General features: G+C 37.4%; 17 protein-coding genes and 1 tRNA gene. 3 read left to right on the top strand and 15 right to left on the bottom strand.

What is annotated here, in order from left to right; all coding sequences use genetic code 11:
• Window positions 1-76 precede the first annotated feature (76 nt).
• From DNK85_RS07630 to DNK85_RS07570, 13 genes are all read right to left on the bottom strand, one after another.
• Entirely contained in the window at window positions 77-1639 is a 1563-nt protein-coding gene (locus DNK85_RS07630) for an SGNH/GDSL hydrolase family protein (RefSeq protein ID WP_162896596.1), read from the bottom strand.
• Window positions 1640-1664: 25 nt separating this feature from the next.
• Window positions 1665-3002 carry an OmpP1/FadL family transporter gene (locus tag DNK85_RS07625; protein ID WP_119328988.1) on the bottom strand — a complete coding sequence of 446 codons (1338 nt, stop codon included), beginning with the start codon at window positions 3000-3002 and terminating at the stop codon, window positions 1665-1667.
• Window positions 3003-3263: 261 nt separating this feature from the next.
• On the bottom strand, window positions 3264-4211 hold the full coding sequence (locus tag DNK85_RS07620) for a bile acid:sodium symporter family protein (RefSeq protein ID WP_119328987.1): 948 nt from the start codon (window positions 4209-4211) through the stop codon (window positions 3264-3266).
• A gap of 53 nt (window positions 4212-4264) precedes the next feature.
• Window positions 4265-6208 carry an ABC-F family ATP-binding cassette domain-containing protein gene (locus tag DNK85_RS07615; protein ID WP_119328986.1) on the bottom strand — a complete coding sequence of 648 codons (1944 nt, stop codon included), beginning with the start codon at window positions 6206-6208 and terminating at the stop codon, window positions 4265-4267.
• Entirely contained in the window at window positions 6205-9423 is a 3219-nt protein-coding gene (gene carB / locus DNK85_RS07610) for a carbamoyl-phosphate synthase (glutamine-hydrolyzing) large subunit (protein WP_119328985.1), read from the bottom strand. Before carB ends, DNK85_RS07615 begins: the two co-directional genes overlap by 4 nt.
• 679 nt (window positions 9424-10102) lie before the next feature.
• Window positions 10103-10696 carry an NAD(P)H-dependent oxidoreductase gene (locus DNK85_RS07605; RefSeq protein ID WP_119329004.1) on the bottom strand — a complete coding sequence of 198 codons (594 nt, stop codon included), beginning with the start codon at window positions 10694-10696 and terminating at the stop codon, window positions 10103-10105.
• 368 nt (window positions 10697-11064) lie between these two features.
• Entirely contained in the window at window positions 11065-11838 is a 774-nt protein-coding gene (locus DNK85_RS07600; RefSeq protein WP_119328984.1) for a class I SAM-dependent methyltransferase, read from the bottom strand.
• Window positions 11839-12146: 308 nt separating this feature from the next.
• Window positions 12147-12593, bottom strand: a complete 447-nt coding sequence (rplI, locus tag DNK85_RS07595) for a 50S ribosomal protein L9 (RefSeq protein WP_119328983.1) — start codon at window positions 12591-12593, stop codon at window positions 12147-12149.
• 25 nt (window positions 12594-12618) lie between these two features.
• Entirely contained in the window at window positions 12619-12846 is a 228-nt protein-coding gene (gene rpsR / locus DNK85_RS07590; protein WP_119328982.1) for a 30S ribosomal protein S18, read from the bottom strand.
• 11 nt (window positions 12847-12857) lie between these two features.
• Complete coding sequence (gene rpsF / locus DNK85_RS07585) at window positions 12858-13217, bottom strand: 30S ribosomal protein S6 (protein ID WP_119328981.1); 360 nt, start codon at window positions 13215-13217, stop codon at window positions 12858-12860.
• 169 nt (window positions 13218-13386) lie between these two features.
• Window positions 13387-13462, bottom strand: a tRNA-Val gene (locus DNK85_RS07580).
• A gap of 79 nt (window positions 13463-13541) precedes the next feature.
• Complete coding sequence (gene rpoZ / locus DNK85_RS07575) at window positions 13542-13754, bottom strand: DNA-directed RNA polymerase subunit omega (protein WP_119328980.1); 213 nt, start codon at window positions 13752-13754, stop codon at window positions 13542-13544.
• A gap of 103 nt (window positions 13755-13857) precedes the next feature.
• Window positions 13858-14445: a superoxide dismutase gene (locus DNK85_RS07570; protein ID WP_119328979.1), complete on the bottom strand. Its 588-nt coding sequence runs from the start codon at window positions 14443-14445 to the stop codon at window positions 13858-13860.
• 110 nt (window positions 14446-14555) lie between these two features.
• Between DNK85_RS07570 and grxD the strand changes: the two genes are divergently transcribed.
• Together grxD and DNK85_RS07560 are read left to right on the top strand one after the other, a co-directional pair.
• Complete coding sequence (grxD, locus tag DNK85_RS07565) at window positions 14556-14894, top strand: Grx4 family monothiol glutaredoxin (RefSeq protein ID WP_119328978.1); 339 nt, start codon at window positions 14556-14558, stop codon at window positions 14892-14894.
• A 336-nt stretch (window positions 14895-15230) separates the two neighbouring features.
• Window positions 15231-16079: a MerR family transcriptional regulator gene (locus DNK85_RS07560; RefSeq protein ID WP_162896595.1), complete on the top strand. Its 849-nt coding sequence runs from the start codon at window positions 15231-15233 to the stop codon at window positions 16077-16079.
• 70 nt (window positions 16080-16149) lie between these two features.
• Here the strand turns inward: DNK85_RS07560 and DNK85_RS07555 are convergent, their stop codons facing one another.
• Together DNK85_RS07555 and DNK85_RS07550 are read right to left on the bottom strand one after the other, a co-directional pair.
• Complete coding sequence (locus DNK85_RS07555; protein ID WP_119328976.1) at window positions 16150-17529, bottom strand: S8 family peptidase; 1380 nt, start codon at window positions 17527-17529, stop codon at window positions 16150-16152.
• 181 nt (window positions 17530-17710) lie between these two features.
• A complete protein-coding gene (locus DNK85_RS07550; RefSeq protein ID WP_119328975.1) occupies window positions 17711-18457 on the bottom strand; it encodes a MerR family transcriptional regulator in 747 nt (248 codons plus the stop codon).
• Between the two features lie 260 nt (window positions 18458-18717).
• On the opposite strand from DNK85_RS07550, the gene DNK85_RS12400 reads away from it, so the two are divergent.
• Window positions 18718-18884, top strand: a 167-nt coding sequence (locus tag DNK85_RS12400) for an IS630 transposase-related protein (RefSeq protein WP_407919668.1), incomplete at its 3' end; no start/stop codon positions are given.

The raw sequence follows: 18884 nt of genomic DNA, 5'->3' as shown, positions 1-18884 counted from the left end.
TGCTCAGTGCATCGATTCGACTTACGCTCAGGGTACGGTGAGCACTTATGGGTTAATATTTAGTCTTAGCCGTGAATTAATCAAAAGCCTCCATCGCTTTAGCTATTTTTGCCGCAATCAGTTGATGCGTTTCTGCGGTTGGATGCACCGTATCTTCAAATAGATATGTTTGGTCTACTTGTGGTGTACAAAATAATGCTGACTTGGTAAGTGCTGCAAATGGACTAGCCTTTAATGAGTCGTTCTGTGGACATGCAGCCTGCTGTACATCACCAAAATAATATGTCTTACCTAGTGCTGACATCTCCTTGTCTTTCACCATATCATTCATTAAATTAAACACATCAATCGTTACAATTTTAATATTTTTATCTTGTCTTTGTAACATACCTAGCATATTACTCAATGCTGTATTGTAAGCAATAGATGCTTTCTCTAAAGGTTCTCGCTGTTTAATCTTTCCTGCCAACGGAGTTAATCCAATATTTGGCAACAGCAATACAACAAACTTTGTAGCACCATGATCTGCAAGATATTTGACATCATAACTAATATCGCCCGCAGCTTGTATCATGGTTTGTGTAACTTCGTTTTTTGATGGCTTTGGTTGTTTTTGGATTTCAAGGAATAAATTATTAGCGCCACCCCATAGAATATACACTTTATCAGGATCTGCGTTATTACCATTCTGGCTTAAGTAGCTATCTATTTGATTATATTTTTCAATTTCAGCTGACTGAGGGACATCTGGGTCTTGCGGACAACTATAAAGAGGCTTGCCATGTACAGTCCCATCTACAGTTGGGATTGGTCCAATTGGCGCTGGAACATATATTGGATAAGTTTTGCCACGAATGTGAATAATTAAACCTATTCCTTCACACGTTGTCGTTGCGCCTCCTTGAGCATAGTTATTGCCATTTAGACTTGCAGATTCTGTTGGAAGAATACCATGCATCGGATCCATATAATTTATATTATTTGGCTTACTTAACGCTGGGGATTGACCAACTAAATTACCCAAAACAGTCGCCCAAACATGGCCACCTGGCGTAGTGTAAGTGGCTTCTTTATTATCACTGGTATTTGGAATGGTTGGCCATGCCGGAGTATGCCAGGCTTTATGAAAAAAATTAACTCTGATAGCTAATTGATCCTGCACCCCAGCATCCGATAAACTATCGCCAAATACAACAAAATCCTGCCCCTTGGTACCTTTTACCTTGATCGTTTGTGTTACGCTTCCGACACTGATGGTTAAGACATCCTGTTGGTTGTATTGCGCGTCAGTCGTTGGCGCATAGCTTAAACTAAACTGACAACTTTGACCATTACTAATGGCTTGTGCGCATGTCCCAAGATTAACAGTAAATCCTGCACTTGGATTGGATTGTTTTACTGTCACTGGATAAGTATTTGACTGACCGACTGCACCAATGTTTTGATCTCCAACACTGACGGTGAAATCTTTTTGATTACTTTGATTAATATCAGCATGAATCACGTTATCAGTCGGCGAGCTAATAATGACACCAGAGCTATCACCGCCCCCGCCGCCACAAGCAGATAACAATACTGCTGCTGTTAGTACACTGATTTTCCATGCTTTGTTATACTGCGAAAATTTCATGTTCATCATCTTTCTTCCCTTTTCTTCCCTGTAATTAGAATTTATATCTAAGTGCCAAACCAATAATATCAGCAAAGCCTCGATAATCTGCTGATACCTTATTTTGTTCAATATTTGGAACATTTGTATTTGAACCACTATATTCAGTGACATTGATACTTTGATTTAGCATGAAAATATGTTCATAAACTGCATCAATGGAGAAATGATTATTAACGTGATACGTACCACCTAATGTCACCCAGATACGGTTACTATCTGGCATTCGTGCATCTCTTGTTTCTGACACTGTTGGTGTTTGGTCATAGGCTACACCTGTTCTGACCGACCAATGCGGGGTAATCTTATAATCAGTACCTAATGAGAATAACCAGCTATTTTTCCAACCTAGGTGTATACTTGACGATGTTGCATAAGCCCCTGGCATGTCAATAGTCAGCTTATCTAGTGTGCTCCACATCGTATATTGTACAGTACCTCTGACCTGCCATTTTTGTGTGATATCCTGAGTAAGACCAAAGTTAATCACCCCAGGGGTTCTAAAAGAGGTTGATGCATCGGAAATATGACTGTTATAGGGAAAGCCTGGTATAGGTGGGGTAATCCCGCCTGGTACTAAATATTGGTTCCCACGCCCATCGATATTCATTTTAACAGATGTGCGATAACTCAAGCCCAAATAAGTCGCTTTCGTTGGGTGAAACATCACACCAAAGATTCCACCAACCCCCCAACCATTACCACGAATATCGGTCGCTTGATCTGTAGGTGCAGCTAACTCACCATCATAGTTTGAAAACTCTGCACTGGCATATTGGATCTGTAAGCCTGCAGCAATCGAGATCTCCGGAATAATATTAAATGCAATTTCAGGTGTTAAATTAACCACCTCAATAGAGGTTGTCTGTGCAGCATAACGCACGACAGAATTATCATCATAATTTGTAGTCATTCCCCATGGCACTGTTAAGGAAACACCCGCAGCTAATCGATCATTAATACGCCATGCTCCATATAGGTTAGGGACGAGCGCACCCTTAACCACACTATTTTGTGATGATGCGCCAGATACCGGATCATCTGCAAAGGGGATTGTACTGTAATGCACACCATGACTTGCTTGCGCACCGGTCATTGTCACACTGGGTAAGATATAACTACCGCTAATGTAAACACTACTATCTTTAACAAAACCTAAGTTGGCTGGATTATTAAAGATACTACTGACATCGTCTGGACTTGCTGCACTTCCTGCCATTGCCATCCCTTGTAAATAAGCACTATTTTCATTGACCTGAAAGCCTGCCGCCTCAAGACGGCATGCCACAGCAAAAGTGACTGCCAAAAATGATAATTTATATATTTTTCTCATGTTTTCCCTCTTTCAACAAAACACACTCCTTTATACATGTATTTAATCTACATGTAAGACGAAGAAATTTTACTGAATCTGGTCATGTAATCAAGCCAATACAAGCATAATCATTATGCTCATTCTAAAAATAAATAACATCCTTTCTTATTGCGTAATTTATCTACATGTTAGATTAAACTTAATGCATCGAATGCTGCAAGTGCATATTTCCATTAAATAATTATAGTAACGCACATTCATTCTTAATACTGAAGTTACTTATGAGAATTTGCTTACTGTTTCAGCCATTTGATTCTGTTTAACACCGGATAACAAACTTACCAATATAGGCCCTGCAATATTTTGCCACACGGCATATAATGTCCCTGCAATAGCTGCTAATTTACCAAAAAACAAAATGGCAATAACGATACCTAAACCAACATCAAGAATACTAAATTCAAATAACAATGCCAACGCACTTTGGTGATCCAAGTTTAATAATTTTCCTAAAAGATAGCCCACAGCCGATGCTAAGATATGTAACAATACAACGGCAACACATAGTTTTAAAGAAACGTGAAATAACGCCTCTTTATTGAGTGCTACAACAATCATGACAACGATAACAATCGTTATAATAGCAAGCAATGAAACTCTGTTTAAAGTATGTGGCTTTAATGCTACATAGCGTTGAAACAAAATACCTGCCAGTATTGGTAATACAACAATCATGAAAGTAGTTGTCAAAATACCAACCCAAGGAATCGTTACTGTTTTATGCAAAAATAAATACAATATCGATGGCATAACAATGGGCGCTAATAGTGTTGTTACCAAAGTAAGGCTAACAGTTAATGCGAGATTTGCTTTGGATAATAATGACATTACATTAGACGCCGTCCCGCCAGGGCAGGCACCCACAATTACAAGACCAATTAATGCATAGCTATCTAACTGAAGTATTCTGCCGATCATGTAAGCAATCAGCGCGATAACAAACGACTTCAACACGATCATCACCACAAAACGTCCCTTTATTTTGATAATTTGCTGCATGTTTTTTAGTGTCACATTAATACCAACCAAAAACATGATAATCCCTAGAAATAAAGGAATAAGTGCTTTCAATGGCGTGAAGATATCCGGTAAACATAATGCTACTAGCGCACCACATATCACAATAATAGAAAATGACTTAATAACAGCGTAATTGTTTAGTTTCATGGGTTATAATCCAGATAAGGACAAAATAATAGTTTTTCAGTAAAAGAAGCAAATTACAAGTCACCGTTTGAACTTTCATTTTCCAGCTGCGCATTTAACTCAAGCCAAGTTAATTCTTTTTCTTCAAGCTCCATTTGCGTTTGTTGATGTGCTTTAAGCACTTCATTTAATTGCGTTTTATCTTGATAAATGGCTTCATCCTGAAGCTTGATATCAAATGCTTCCTTTTGTGCTTGTAACGTTGACATTTCCTTTTCAGTTTTTTTAATTTTATCCATAAGTGGCTTTAACTTTGCCTGCAACTGCGCACGCTGCTGTCGTGATTCTTTTTTATTTTTTGGTGTCTCTTGTGCTTTTGATATATCTGTTATTTTTGAAGCTTTATTATCTATAGCTTCAGAAGTCACTTTTTGCTTATCTTTTTTCTTTTGCTCAAGCACATATTGATAATAGTCTGTTAAGTCACCATCAAAAGCACTGACCTGACCCTGATCTACTAGCCAATATTCATCCACGGTACTTTCCAGTAAGTAACGATCATGCGATATCAATACCAAAGCACCATCAAAAGATTGCATCGCATAAGCCAAGGCTTCACGCACTTCAATATCTAAATGGTTTGTTGGTTCATCTAATAGCAGAAAATTAGGCTTTTGATAAACGATTAATGCCAATGCTAAACGCGCCTTTTCACCCCCTGAGAAACCACCGACTGCAGATAATGCCATTTCATTGCTAAAGTTAAATCGCCCGAGAAATTTACGCGCCTGTTCATCAGTCACTTTCGCATCTAAACGCTTCATATGTGTTAAAGCAGAAGCATTAAAATCAAGCGCATCTAATGAATGCTGCGCAAAGTAGCCAATCTTTAGATCAGGGTGTTTTTTAAATTCGCCTTGTAATAAGGGTAAGTCCCCGACTAGTCCTTTGACAAAGGTTGATTTACCAGCGCCATTTTTACCCAAAAGACCGATACGCATCTCGGGTAAAATCATGGTATTAAGGCCACTTAGAATCACCTTATCACCATAACCTAATACACCATCTTCCAGTGTTAATAAGCTGCCTGTTGGCATTTTGACATTCTCAGCAAAACTAAAACTGAAACTTTGCTTGTCATGTACGGCTTCGATACGCTGCATTTTTTCAAGCATTTTAACGCGTGATTGCGCCTGCTTTGCCTTAGACGCTTTGGCTTTAAAGCGATTGACAAAGCTCTCTAAATGCGCGATTTTTTGCTGTTGTTTGACATGTGCTTTTTGTTGTAAAAGTCGCTTTTCATGATATTGCTTTTCAAAAGATGAGTAGTTACCGGTATAACTATCAATGCCTTTATTTTCAATATATAAAACACGCCCAACCACATTATCTAGAAAAATTCGATCATGTGAGATAAGCACAACAGCGCCTTGGTAATTTTGCAAATAACGCTCAAGCCACATCACTGCATCTAAATCCAAGTGGTTTGTTGGCTCATCTAGTAGCAAGATTTCTGCTTGTTGTAATAAAGCTTGCGCCAAATTTAAGCGAATACGCCACCCTCCAGAGAGGGATTTCACTGGCGCATGCAACTGCTGTGGCTCAAAGCCTAAGCCATCTAACAGTTGAGCTGCTTGTGATTCTAGTTGGTAACCACCTAATACTTCAAAATCAGCATGCAATCGTGCATGCTCTTCATAGGCTTCATCAGCTAATGCCTTTGCCATTGCCAGCTTTAATTGATGTAATTCAGCATTGCCCTGCATAACATAATCAATAACAGAAGCCTCTAAGTCATCCACTTCTTGTTTGACGGTAACAATTCGCGTGCCTTTAGCAATTTCAAGTGCACCTTGATCGGCTTGCAAACCTTGCGCTAATAGCATAAATAACGAGGTCTTTCCAGCACCATTGGCACCGACAAGACCAATTTTTTGCTTATCATAAATCGCGAAGCTCACATTATCAAACAATATCTTTAAGCCGCGCTGTAATGAGATATTTTGTAATGTAATCAAGCACGAGTCTCCATAAATTCTCGCCATGATTTGACATGAATAGGCGCATCATGCAATTCAGCTAATGAGCGCAACGTCAATTCAGCGATCTGCAAATTGGTAATCAGTGGAATATGATGATCAACCGCAAGGCGCCGAATCTTAAAGCCATCAGAAACATTATCATCACTGACATGTTGCTGACGACGCGGAATATTGATAATCAAATCAACACAATGATCGGCAATTACTGTTTCAACATTTGGCGCTTCTGACTCACTGATCTTGTGGGTTAATTTGGTTTCAATACCAAGATCATTCAAATACTGGTGCGTGCCTGTTGTCGTATATATCTCCCAGCCTTGTTCATATAAACGCTTGATTTCAGGCATGAGTTTAACCTTCTTATCACCACCAATTGATAACAGTATCTTCTTGCGTTTGACAAACATCTCAGTCGCCTGCCATGACTTATAAAATGCATCTAATAGATCATAACCAATACATCCAACTTCACCTGTGGATGACATCTCAACGTGTGCCACAGGGTTCGCACCCTTTAAACGGTTATACGAAAATTGTGAAGTTTTAACCCCAACATAATCTAGATCGAGTGTGTTATAACGTTTCTTTTGATATTTACCCATAATCACTTCAGTCGCAATTTCAATAAAGTTGTGCCCTGTGACTTTTGAGACAAACGGAAAAGACCTTGAAGCACGCAAATTACATTCAATTACTTTAAGATTATTATCTTTAGCGATAAATTGAATATTGAAAGGCCCTGAAATATTTAAGGCTTTGACAATCTTCTTGGTGATACGTTTAGCACGACGAATCGTCTCAAGATATAGGTTTTGCGGTGGTAATACAATCGTGGCATCACCTGAATGAACGCCAGCATTCTCAACATGCTCAGAAATCGCATAAATGACGATTTCACCATTCTCGGCTACACCATCCATCTCAAGTTCTTTAGCATTGTTGATAAAATCAGAAATCACCACAGGATGCTCAGGTGATACAGAGGTCGCTTCTGCCAAGTATTGCTCAAGCGCATCTTCTGAATAAATCACATTCATCGCCGCCCCTGATAACACATACGATGGGCGCACCAAAATCGGATAACTAACTTTATCTGCAAACTCTTTGGCTTTTTCAAGTGTTGTCACTGATTGCCATTGTGGTTGATCAACGCTTAAATCATTTAACATCGTTGAGAAAATTGCACGATTCTCTGCTTTGTTGATATTCTGTGGTGAGGTACCTAAGATGGGATAACCCGCTCTTGCCAATGGTACGACCAAGTTATTGGCAATCTGCCCACCAACGGAAACGACAATGCCTTTTAAGTTTTCAAAATCAGCAATATCCTGCACGCGTTCAAACGTTAGTTGTTCAAAATACAAACGATCAGATTCATCATAATCTGTTGATACCGTTTCAGGGTTTGAGTTAATAATAATTGGCGACTCACCAAGTTTCTTTAGCGTATGCGCTGTGGTCACACCACACCAATCAAACTCAACTGATGAGCCGATACTATAAGGACCTGAACCAATAATTAAGCTTGCCTTAATCTCCGATGGCTTTACGTCATGCTCAATCCCATGATACGTCATATATAGATAATTCGTCTCCGCTTCAAACTCACCTGCCAACGTATCAATTTGTTTGACATAGGGCACAATACCTTGCGAAATACGCCAAGCGCGCAAAGCTTGCACATCCATCTCACGAAAACGTGCAATTGACTTGTCAGAGAAGCCAAGCTTTTTCGCTTCTTTTAATAACTCTTTAGTTAATGGATTATTTAAATTCTTTAAGCGATTTTCCATTTCAGCAATAGTATGCATATGGTTTAAGAACCACTTATCGATCTTTGATAACTGATAGGCTTTCTCAATATCACCACCTTGCACAAAAAAGCGATGTAGTGCGAAGATACGTCGGTCAGTCGCACGCTCAATCTCAAGCTCAAGATCAGGGATATCAAAAGGATAATCTGATAAATCTGCTGCACCAATATTGAGCATGCCTACAGCTTTTTGTAATCCTTCAGGAAATGATCGCCCAATGGCCATCACCTCACCGACTGACTTCATTTCAGTACCGATAAAGCGCTCTGCTTTTTTGAGTTTATGCGTATCCCAACGTGGAATCTTAACAACAATATAATCAAGGGCTGGCTCAAAATAAGCGCACGTTTTCTTGGTTACCGCATTTTGTAATTCATGCAGGTTATAACCTAAAATCAATTTTGCCGCGATAAAGGCTAGTGGATATCCTGTGGCTTTTGATGCCAAAGCTGATGAACGTGACAGACGTGGATTAATCTCAATCACACGATAATCTGAAGTCTCAAGATTAAATGCATATTGAATATTACACTCACCGATAATCTCAAAGTGATTAGCAACATCAATCGCGATCTTGCGTAAGCGATGATATTCTTCATTATTCAGCGATTGCGATGGTGAGACGACAATACTTTCACCGGTGTGAATCCCCATCGGATCAAAGTTTTCCATATTACACACGGTTAGTACATTACCTGCCATATCGCGCACAATCTCGTATTCAAACTCATTCCATCCCAAGAGACACTCTTCAATCAATACTTGTGAAGTGGCATTTAAAACTTCGGTCACGCGATGTTTAAGCTCGCTTTCCGTTCTAACAATCCCTGAACCTAATCCTCCTAGTGAGAAACCTGATCGCATCATCAATGGAAAACCAATTTCTTGAGCAGAGGTAATGGCGTCTTTTAATGTCGTTGCCACAAAACTCTTGGCAGTTTTAACATTGATTTCATCTAATTTATCTTTGAAAAGCCCGCGATCTTCAGCTTCTTTGATCGTTTGTACTGAACTGCCGAGCACTTTGACATTATGTAGTGCTAAAATTCCTTTTTCTTCTAATTTAAGTCCTAAGTTTAATGCCGTTTGCCCACCGAAGCTTAGCATAATTGCATCGGGTTTTTCTTTCTCAATAATTTTAGTCACATGTGCTAAGTCTAAAGGCTCAAAATAAACTTCATCCGCCATCCCAGGGTCTGTTTGAATCGTTGCAATATTGGGGTTAACCAAAATTACTTTGATGCCTTCTTCTTTTAATGCCTTGATAGCTTGCGATCCGGAATAATCAAATTCACCTGCTTGTGAGATGCGGATTCCACCAGAACCCAATAGTAAAACTTTTTGAATATGCTTGAATTGCTCGCGATGATTAATCATTGAAATTTCACGTTGTTCGAGGTTACCTCATTCTAAAGAATTTTTTATGAAAGGCAATTGACGATTTTTATTTTGTACTTTTCTTCACCGCTGTTTCACAGCTATGTGACTTACTTTTGGTATTGCCCCAAAAGTAAGCAAAAGTGCTAGCCTTACAAATTTCTTAACATTTTTAAAACAGGTGCTATGCAAACTCGTTACACTCAAACAATGCTACGCACTTATCTGCTTTAAAAACTAAAATTTGTTATGGCAATCTTTCCATGTCATTTATCACATACATTATCAATGTGACATAGCAAATGTAAAATAAACACCTATGATGAGCGCTTGATGCCCATTAAAGTTTTGCGCCCAATACCATGGATTAGATTTTTGCATGTTTGAGTGCAACGAGTTTGCAAAAATCCCATAGGATTGGCGTTAACAAAACTTGTAGGGCGAGCTTTTTGGTGACTTTTTTGCGGGAAAAAAGTCACTGCCATCAGCCACGTCAGTGGCGGGCATATCAAAGATCTGCTGAGCATTTGCTGGTTATATGAGTATATTAAATATATAAGCATGAAGGCATCAAGGACAACTGTCATCTAAGACTTTTCTTCACCGCTGTTTCACAGCTATGTGACTTACTTTTGGCATTGCCCCAAAAGTAAGCAAAAGTGCTAGCCTTACAAATTTCTTATGCTCTTACTAACTTAAAAACAGAATCAAGATGTTTACGATATCTTAATACATCGCTTTCAATCCTTGGATTTTTCATCACATCATTGCACATGAAAGTTGGAAGACTTGTCATCCCTAAAAACTGATGGGCTTTATGCACAGGTAAATAGACTCCATCAATGCCTACTCCTTCAAAAAGCTGGTCTTTATCTAGGAAAGCCTCTTCTGGAGCATTCCACGTGATAGAAAGCATATATTTTTTACTATGAAGCAGTCCACCAGAGCCATACTTTTTAGAAATATCGCCTCGACTGCGCCCATCGCTTAAATACAATTTTCCATGTCCTATAGTAAATACTTCATCAATGTATTTTTTAACTATCCAAGGAACACCCATCCACCATGCAGCCATCTGATAAATAATTACATCAGACCATAATATCTTATCAATTTCATTGTTAATATCATAACCACTATCTATCATTGTTTTTTTAACTTTTAAACCTAAGTCATTTAAGTGTTTTTCACAAACTTCACTTAAATAATTGTTTAATTCCCCTTTAGAATGACCAAAGTTTTTACTGCCATTTATAAGTAATATATTTTTCAAGTCTATCAATCCTCTATATATTTTTAAATAAATTGTCTCCTCAATACCTAAAAGCATTGATCAGAAACTGTTGAACGCTCTTTCAGATTAGGAATTGAATCAAATTAAAAGTTACCAAAATAAAATTGGCAACATATTCGATCTACTAACCCTATTGAGTCAACTTTTGCTAGTTCCTTTTGCTTATTATTCTTCTATTGTGTTGGCGAACATGCTCAACATTAGAGAATTCTAACTTACACTGTACCAGCCAACTAAAGCTATAAGCACCTTAGGTAAGTATTGCCATCAGAAAACAGGTAGCAAAATCTCTGCTCTATGAGGTCTTTGAATACGTTATTGTGCTTATTAAACATTAATTGAGCCTATTATTTTCTATATGTTTTCATTAAAATATCTAAAGACACCTCTTTTCTTAATGTTAAATCATTACCCCAATTTTTCTTAAGCTTATCTTCAATTAGCTGTATGGGAGAATATTTATTTGATTTGAGATAATTTTGAACAAATGACATGCTAGAAAAGTAGCCAATAAGGTCAAAATAATTCCACTTTAAAGTTAATTTAAATTTTTTATGGCTGATTAGGTTAAAGCTAAGCTCAACCCCCTTGAAATCTTCTTCAAAATACCTTCTTGCAATCTCATTAAAATAGGGTCTGGTGACATCCTGATAAAAAGTATTGATAATTGCATTAATCTCCTTTGTTATATATGGAAACCCTAACAACCACCAAAGAGCCATTATTCCTTTTTCATTACAGACCCTAGAGCATTCTTGCTCGAACTTTTCTAAGTTGAACCAATGAGCAGCACATGCCACTGTTACTAAATCGATAGAATTATCTTCAATTAAAGAATTTTCACAGGAAGCATTATAATAAACTATTTTAGGGTCTAGTTTTGCATATTTAAGTTGTTCAACTGAAATATCCGTTGCGATTACTCTGTTAAAGTATTTTTTTAAGTCATAAGCAACTTGCCCATTCCCTGTAGCGCAGTCCCATGCTAACCCTCTACTAAAACAAATATTACTCAAGTAATCATATAATTCTTCTGGATAAGTTACCCGATATTTACTATATTTTTTAGCAATTTCTGAGAATATAGCTCCTGCACTATGTGAATTTATTTTAATACTCATAAATTAACTTCTTAGCTCAGTAATGTTATAGAATCATTTAACCATACTAAGAAACAATACTATACAGAGGTACTTGCAAAATTAACTAAATCCATGAATTTTTAGCATTTAATTGAGACTTAGCGCACAGTCTGCTGTTTTATTCTGTCAGAATATATTTGCAAAAAACAACAGGTGACAGCAGGATGAGCGCTAAGTTGAAGCAAACATTAACATATTCAGGGCATTAGTTACTCCGTTAAGAAAAACAAAAAAGCCGCAAAATATGCGGCTTTAAATATCATAGTAATAAGCTGATAATTATGCAATTATTCAGCAATAATAACCACTTTGATGTCAGCATCAACATCTGAATGTAAGTGTACTGATAACGCATACTCACCCAATGAACGGATGATACCTTCTGGCATGCGAACGTGACGTTTTTCAACCTCAACGCCCACGGCAGCAATAGCATCAGCTACTTCTTTTGTACCAACAGAACCAAATAACTTACCACCATCACCAGCAGCTGCTTTGATTGTAAATACTTGACCTGAAATCTTCTCAGATTTTACTTTAGCTGTTGTTAAACGCTCAGCTTCTAATTTTTGTAATTCTGCTTTTTGCTTTTCAAAAACAGCGATGTTTGCTTCAGTTGCTTGAACTGCCTTGCCATATGGCACTAAGTAGTTGCGCGCATAACCTGGCTTCACATTTACAACAGTTCCTAGCGTACCTAGGTTTTCTACTTTTTCTTTTAAAATAACTTGCATTGTCAAAGACCTCTTAACTTAAAGATTAGTTAAAGTGACGATCACAGTAAGGGATTAACGCTAAAAATCTTGCTCTTTTAATTGCATTAGCAAGTTGACGTTGATACTTAGTTGATGTACCTGTGATTCGACTTGGAACGATTTTACCGGTTTCAGTGATATAACCTTTCAATGTATTTAAATCTTTGTAATCGATCTCTTTAACGCCTTCAACGGTAAAACGACATACTTTACGACGACGATTTGGACGCATCTTTACTCTCCTTACTCAGTGGCTTCGCTTGTTTCTTTAACTTCTTTTTTCTCATCTTTTGCCATCATAATTGACGGCTCAGTGATCGCTTCACTTTGATTAAGTACCAAACGACGTAAGATCGCATCATTATATCTGAATGATTCGTTTAATTCGTTCAATGCTTCGGTATCACATTCAATATTCATTAAAATGTAATGCGCCTTGTGAAGCTTAGCAATTGGGTAAGCAAGTTGACGACGTCCCCAGTCTTCTAAACGGTGGATTTTACCCCCTCTAGACTCAACGATTTCACGGTATTTTTGTAGCATGTTTGGTAGCTGATCGCTTTGATCAGGGTGAACCATAAACACGATTTCATAATGTTTCATATTGTACTCCTTTCGGTTTATCGTAGTGTACTCTCGATAAGCTATTACGTATCTTTCACAAAGGTAACAGCAAAGAGCCGCGCTATTGTCACAGATACAAGCTTAAAACTCAAGCACTATTCTGTAACACAAACAAAAAAGGCTCCGAATAGGAAGCCTTTTGAATCTCTGGTGGGTGCTGAGGGGTTCGAACCCCCGACCCTCGCCTTGTAAGGGCGATGCTCTCCCAGCTGAGCTAAGCACCCGAGAACGAGATGAGATTATAGGGTTAAAAAAATCAAAGTCAACGCCTAAAATCAATATTTTTTACTTTTCTTAATCTTTTTAATATTCCTGTTCAGCACGGATTTCTACTTTGTTTATTTTACCATCAGCAATCTCACGCAAAGCAACAACTGTTGTCTTATCATTATCCCAATCCACACGCGGGTCTTGACCACTTAGGCTTAGGAATCGCGCTCTTTTTGACGCTAAAACAATTAACTCAAAGCGACTGTCGATTTTCTCTAAACAATCTTCTACTGTTACACGTGCCATACATATTCTCCAAAGTTCAAAAGCCGCTCAATTCTATAGAAATTTTCTAATTTTGCCAAGTCTTACAACTTTTAAACTTATATTTCGAATTGAATTAAGCTATCTACTTTGCAAACTGCTTAGCAACAAAGTCCCAATTAATGATACTCCAGAACTCTTCGACATATTTTGGACGCGCATTACGATAATCAATATAGTAAGCATGCTCCCACACATCGCAAGTTAAAAGTGGCGTGTGGCCTTGTGTTAATGGGCACGCTGCATTGCTTGTACTTACCAGCTCAAGCTCACCTTCTTTGGTTTTGACAAGCCATGCCCAGCCAGAACCAAAAGTAGTTACAGCTGTTTTACTAAATGCTTCTTTAAATGCATCAAAGTTGCCAAATTTTTTCTCAATCGCTTGTAGTAAATTCCCTTGTGGCTTTGCCTTAGCATTAGGTGTTAGGCAATTCCAATAAAAAGTATGATTCCAGATTTGTGCTGCGTTGTTAAATACACCACCTTTTGAGGTTAGAATCACCTCTTCCAATGACTTACCAGCAAAAGACTTAAACTCATCTGTTTTCAGTAAGTTATTTAAATTAGTTACATACGCCTGATGATGCTTGCCATAGTGATACTCGATAGTCTCCTCAGATATCACTGGTGCTAGTGCATTTTTAGGGTATGGTAATGATGGTAATTCAAACATTTCTTGCTCCTTGTTGGTTGACCGAAATTTAGAAACTGATATATGATGTACGCGCAATATAATACTAATCCTGCATCTTTTCAAGTTAAGACAATAATAAGGAAACAATAATGCATACAAATCATAATTTTGATGAAGCAAAAGTAATCGAAACGATAAAATCACAAATTACTGACAATAGCATTCTGCTGTATATGAAAGGTACACCAAAAATGCCGCAATGCGGTTTCTCAGCCCATGCTGTTGCTGCCATTCAAGCATGTGGCAAACCTTTTGCATTTGTTAATATTTTAGAAAATCCAGAAATTCGTGCAACTTTGCCAAAATATGCTAATTGGCCAACATTCCCGCAGCTTTATGTTAATGGTGAGCTTGTCGGTGGCTGTGATATTATTCTTGAGCTACATGAAAACGGTGAGTTACAGGAAATTATTGATCAAGCGAAGTAACCACTACTACCCCACTTCTGACACCTTTATGGTGCTATCTGCTAAATGACTTGGCTTAAACCTTAATATCTCTTTATCAAGATAGGTGTAATCTGCTTATCGAAGTAGAAGGACGAAATAATATAGTATCCTGAAGTATTTTATCTAAAGTATACAAGTTCTCTTACGTCATACCCTTTCTGCTGCCTGCTTTGATTTAATTCAATTCGGCTGTGAATAAATTCATGATTATATATTGACCCTGACGTGACGTCATAGCGTTCAATAAACATACGCTTAATATATTTTGTGATGATTTCATCCGATAGAATTGTCTACAACAAGAGATATATAGATATGATATATTCACCTAAGAAAATTAGTGAGCTTGCAAATATTACGCCTAGAACACTGCACCACTATGATAAAATCAACTTGCTTAAGCCATCATATAGAAACGAAAATGGCTATCGATTCTACTCAGATATAGACCTAAAGAAATTATATAAGATAAATTTATACAAGTTTATACGTATTTCACTCAATGATATAAAAAAATTATTAGCTAATAAAAGAACACCCGTTGCAGCTAAGATTTTACTTAATCAACAATTTCATCTAGAGCAAGATCAATACTTTATAAATCTTGCAATGAATATGCTACATTACTTAGAAGAACAAAAAAGACTAGATCTTAAAATAAATTGGCTGATGCTGGATAAAATTGTTGAGTACCAACATAGCAATAAAAATAAACAACAAACTTTCAATCAATATCAATGGATAGACGCTTTTCTAACGACCTTTGAACAAGAACAATTCATAGAGTATATGAAACTACTAGCAAGAAAAGGCGTAAGGGAAAAGGTAATGAAAAAATGGAGTGACCTTTTTGCTGAAATTTTGTTATTTCAGTACTACGGTAATTTACATAAAAATAAACAATATCTCATAGATTATTGGGCACAAGCTCTAATTGCGTCAAAAATTTATTTATTTCCTCAGTTATTTCGAAAGTTCTGGGACTTAATGCGCACGATAGGAGTGCCCACTCAAATATTACCTTTTTATAATGGGCAAATTATTAATATTGCTAGAAAATTCATATGCACAACCGAAGCCTATGCACAAATTTATAGCCATGTAGAGAAAGAGCAAACAGAACATGAAGTTAAAGAGGATCTACTTTGTCCAACTGATACCTAAAAGCATATACTCATTGTAAATTACAGATCCCCCAAGGAACCCCGGTGCTCTAATGCAGCAAAGCTATTAGTTATAGACTATTAGTAGTGCAGTCCTTAATATATTTCCAATAATACCACCCATAATATGGGTTCTTAGGGTTGGCACCACGATGATTTCTTAATGACCTATATTCTTTATTGCGGTAAACAACAAGATCCCCAGCCCAATAGATTGTCCTTTGATTCCACTGACTGACGCCTTCACAGTTGCTTGGCGGCGGTGGCGGCGGATTACTTCCTTTGGCGGCATATAGTAAAAGATTAGGAGAGCCATTAGGATTAATAACTTCATCTTTGGTTGCATTTTGTAATAGCCAAGCTTCAACTTCTTTCGGGGAAGCTTTTGGATATTCTTGCAAATACAATGCAACAACACCTGCAACATGCGGTGATGCCATTGAAGTGCCACTCAAAACAAGTGATCCGCTATTATCGGTATTTGAGTCTGAGCGAATATCAACGCCGGGGGCAAATATATCAACACATTGCCCATAATTGGAAAAGCTTGCACGATTATCCCATTGATTCGTTGCACCAACAGTGATAGCAACGTCTGATCTTGCAGGCGAGTACGCACATGCATCATAATCATCATTACCTGCAGCAACAACGAAAGTGATACCACTTTTTACGCCACTAGCAACTGCTTGATCTAGTGCTGGAGAAATACCACCACCTAAGCTCATATTTGCAACAGATGGACCTTGATGTGTTTTAATCACCCAGTCAATTCCTTCAATAATATCAGCTGTTGTTCCACTGCCATCACATCCTAGAACTCTTACTGCATGAACAGTAGCACCTTTAGCGACGCCATACACAGTACCCATAACAGTTCCCGCAACATGAGTGCCATGCCCCTGACAGTCCTGAGGTGTATTATCTTTATCAACTGCATCATAGCCAACACCTACACGATTTTTGAAATCTTGATGTTCAGCATTAATACCAGTATCTATAACATAAACAGAAACACCTTGTCCTGATGTTTCATATGTGTATTTATTGTTCAAAGGTAAGTTCCTTTGATCAATACGGTCAAGCCCCCAATCAGGATTATGCTGCGTTTCATTAATTGAAAAGCGTTGATTGGATTCAATATATTCTACTGCAGGATTTTGCTGGATATTTTGAAGTTGTGATTTAGTTGCAGTTATTGCCATACCAGACAACGCGTACTGGTATGTGTCTAATACCTTAGCACCATGCTGCGTTATCTGTGCTTCAACGCTGTTAATATATTGTGCATTATTGCTAAACCCAACGCTAGGTTGTGACTTTAAGACAACAATATATTGATCAGCAACACGGTTAGGACTATCCATAGCCACCAGACGAGCTTCCGCATGCAATGAGGCAAAGCTAATAAAACTTGCTGATATTATTAACATAAGCTTTGATTTTTTCATACAGTTAAATCTCCTTTTACATTATGTTCCTTAATGATTTTTTTGTTATTAAGCAAAATACTTATAACAAAATTAGCATAGTAGTTTTCTATCTATGACGAAATATTTGTACCAAAAATATACTAAGATAAATATTTTGACTTTGACGTTACGTAATAGTTTATTTGGAAAATTTTAGTTACTAATATCTTGAGATTAATAATTGTCTTGCCAGCGTAATTGCGTATTCATTATAAAATGGCATCCATGCTTTAGGAATGCCAATTGTGCGCATTAAAGCCCAGGTTTTTAATGACAAAGATGGATAGTCTTTCATCCCAAAATTTGCAAGAGCCCTCCATTGAGCAATAAACTCTTGACGATTAAAATCAGCGTCTTCAGGCGTATCAAGAAGACGCAACTGGTTAAATAAAACCGTCCATTTTTGACTGTATTCTATTTGCCCTTTTTCTCCGAGCTTCTTTTGATGGTCTTTAAATGCTTCTTGCTCAATCTTAGTCAAAAAAAGGTTAAGCCAATCATTCAATGGAAAATTCTTGGATTGTAGGCAATAGTATCTGATCTGATCAAGCACCTCCCAGTCAACAGGTTGTGATAAAATTTCTTGTTCCTCTATATACATAAGCATGTGACTAGAGAGGATTAACTGTTGTTTATCTTTTTCAATATTACGTTTTTGCAGCTGGAGTATTTCACTATTTTTTTGACCAAAAGAGGATAGTGCTTTATTCATATCTTTTAACGGCGTTCTGAAAAGTTTTAATAATCCAATTTTGCGCAATTTCTCAAAGTCAGATTCGCTATAAGCACGATAACCCTTTTCATTTCGAAATGTTGGCTTTAATAAACCGACATTGTCATAGTGATGTAATGTCCTAACAGTTGTATTGGCTAGTTTACTTAATGTACTAGGCGAATAACTTTTCATTTATATCCCATAACTAAATGTGTTTCTTGTATAAAATTATAGTACAAAAACATTGAAATATTTTCCTTGACTTTAACGCTCTTGCAAAAAGAGTTATATACCTACAAGTTCAAGATCATAGTCGTTGATAAGCTTGTGATACTTAAGCAGATTCTCCATAACTACCATCAAACATGTACAGTAACAGGAATCAATTATTTATAGTAGTTCCAAAATAAATCCAATTTAAGTAAACTATTGACTATATTAGTGTTTGGATTATGGAATGGATGTCATATAGTTTAGATCTTCGTAAGCGGGTAGTTGAGTTTGTCCAAGCCGGTGGTTCAAAAGCAGATGCTTCTCAAATGTTTTCAGTCAGTCTCTGGTGTGTAAACGAATGGTGCAAACGTGATAGTTTAAAGCCTATTTCCCCACCTGGTCGACC

The organism is Cysteiniphilum halobium (assembly GCF_003574425.1).
GTDB lineage: Bacteria > Pseudomonadota > Gammaproteobacteria > Francisellales > Francisellaceae > Caedibacter > Caedibacter halobius.
The sequence above is the reverse complement of the archived record's forward strand: the minus strand, read 5'-3'. Positions and strand labels throughout refer to the sequence as shown.

What these genes read in the sequence shown, in the direction of transcription:
- DNK85_RS07630 (WP_162896596.1), bottom strand. Translation starts at nt 1,639, where the DNA reads ATGATGAACATGAAATTTTCGCAGTATAACAAAGCATGGAAAATCAGT.
- DNK85_RS07625 (WP_119328988.1), bottom strand. Translation starts at nt 3,002, where the DNA reads ATGAGAAAAATATATAAATTATCATTTTTGGCAGTCACTTTTGCTGTG.
- DNK85_RS07620 (WP_119328987.1), bottom strand. Translation starts at nt 4,211, where the DNA reads ATGAAACTAAACAATTACGCTGTTATTAAGTCATTTTCTATTATTGTG.
- carB (WP_119328985.1), bottom strand. Translation starts at nt 9,423, where the DNA reads ATGATTAATCATCGCGAGCAATTCAAGCATATTCAAAAAGTTTTACTA.
- DNK85_RS07600 (WP_119328984.1), bottom strand. Translation starts at nt 11,838, where the DNA reads ATGAGTATTAAAATAAATTCACATAGTGCAGGAGCTATATTCTCAGAA.
- rplI (WP_119328983.1), bottom strand. Translation starts at nt 12,593, where the DNA reads ATGCAAGTTATTTTAAAAGAAAAAGTAGAAAACCTAGGTACGCTAGGA.
- rpsR (WP_119328982.1), bottom strand. Translation starts at nt 12,846, where the DNA reads ATGCGTCCAAATCGTCGTCGTAAAGTATGTCGTTTTACCGTTGAAGGC.
- rpsF (WP_119328981.1), bottom strand. Translation starts at nt 13,217, where the DNA reads ATGAAACATTATGAAATCGTGTTTATGGTTCACCCTGATCAAAGCGAT.
- rpoZ (WP_119328980.1), bottom strand. Translation starts at nt 13,754, where the DNA reads ATGGCACGTGTAACAGTAGAAGATTGTTTAGAGAAAATCGACAGTCGC.
- DNK85_RS07570 (WP_119328979.1), bottom strand. Translation starts at nt 14,445, where the DNA reads ATGTTTGAATTACCATCATTACCATACCCTAAAAATGCACTAGCACCA.
- grxD (WP_119328978.1), top strand. Translation starts at nt 14,556, where the DNA reads ATGCATACAAATCATAATTTTGATGAAGCAAAAGTAATCGAAACGATA.
- DNK85_RS07560 (WP_162896595.1), top strand. Translation starts at nt 15,231, where the DNA reads ATGATATATTCACCTAAGAAAATTAGTGAGCTTGCAAATATTACGCCT.
- DNK85_RS07555 (WP_119328976.1), bottom strand. Translation starts at nt 17,529, where the DNA reads ATGAAAAAATCAAAGCTTATGTTAATAATATCAGCAAGTTTTATTAGC.
- DNK85_RS07550 (WP_119328975.1), bottom strand. Translation starts at nt 18,457, where the DNA reads ATGAAAAGTTATTCGCCTAGTACATTAAGTAAACTAGCCAATACAACT.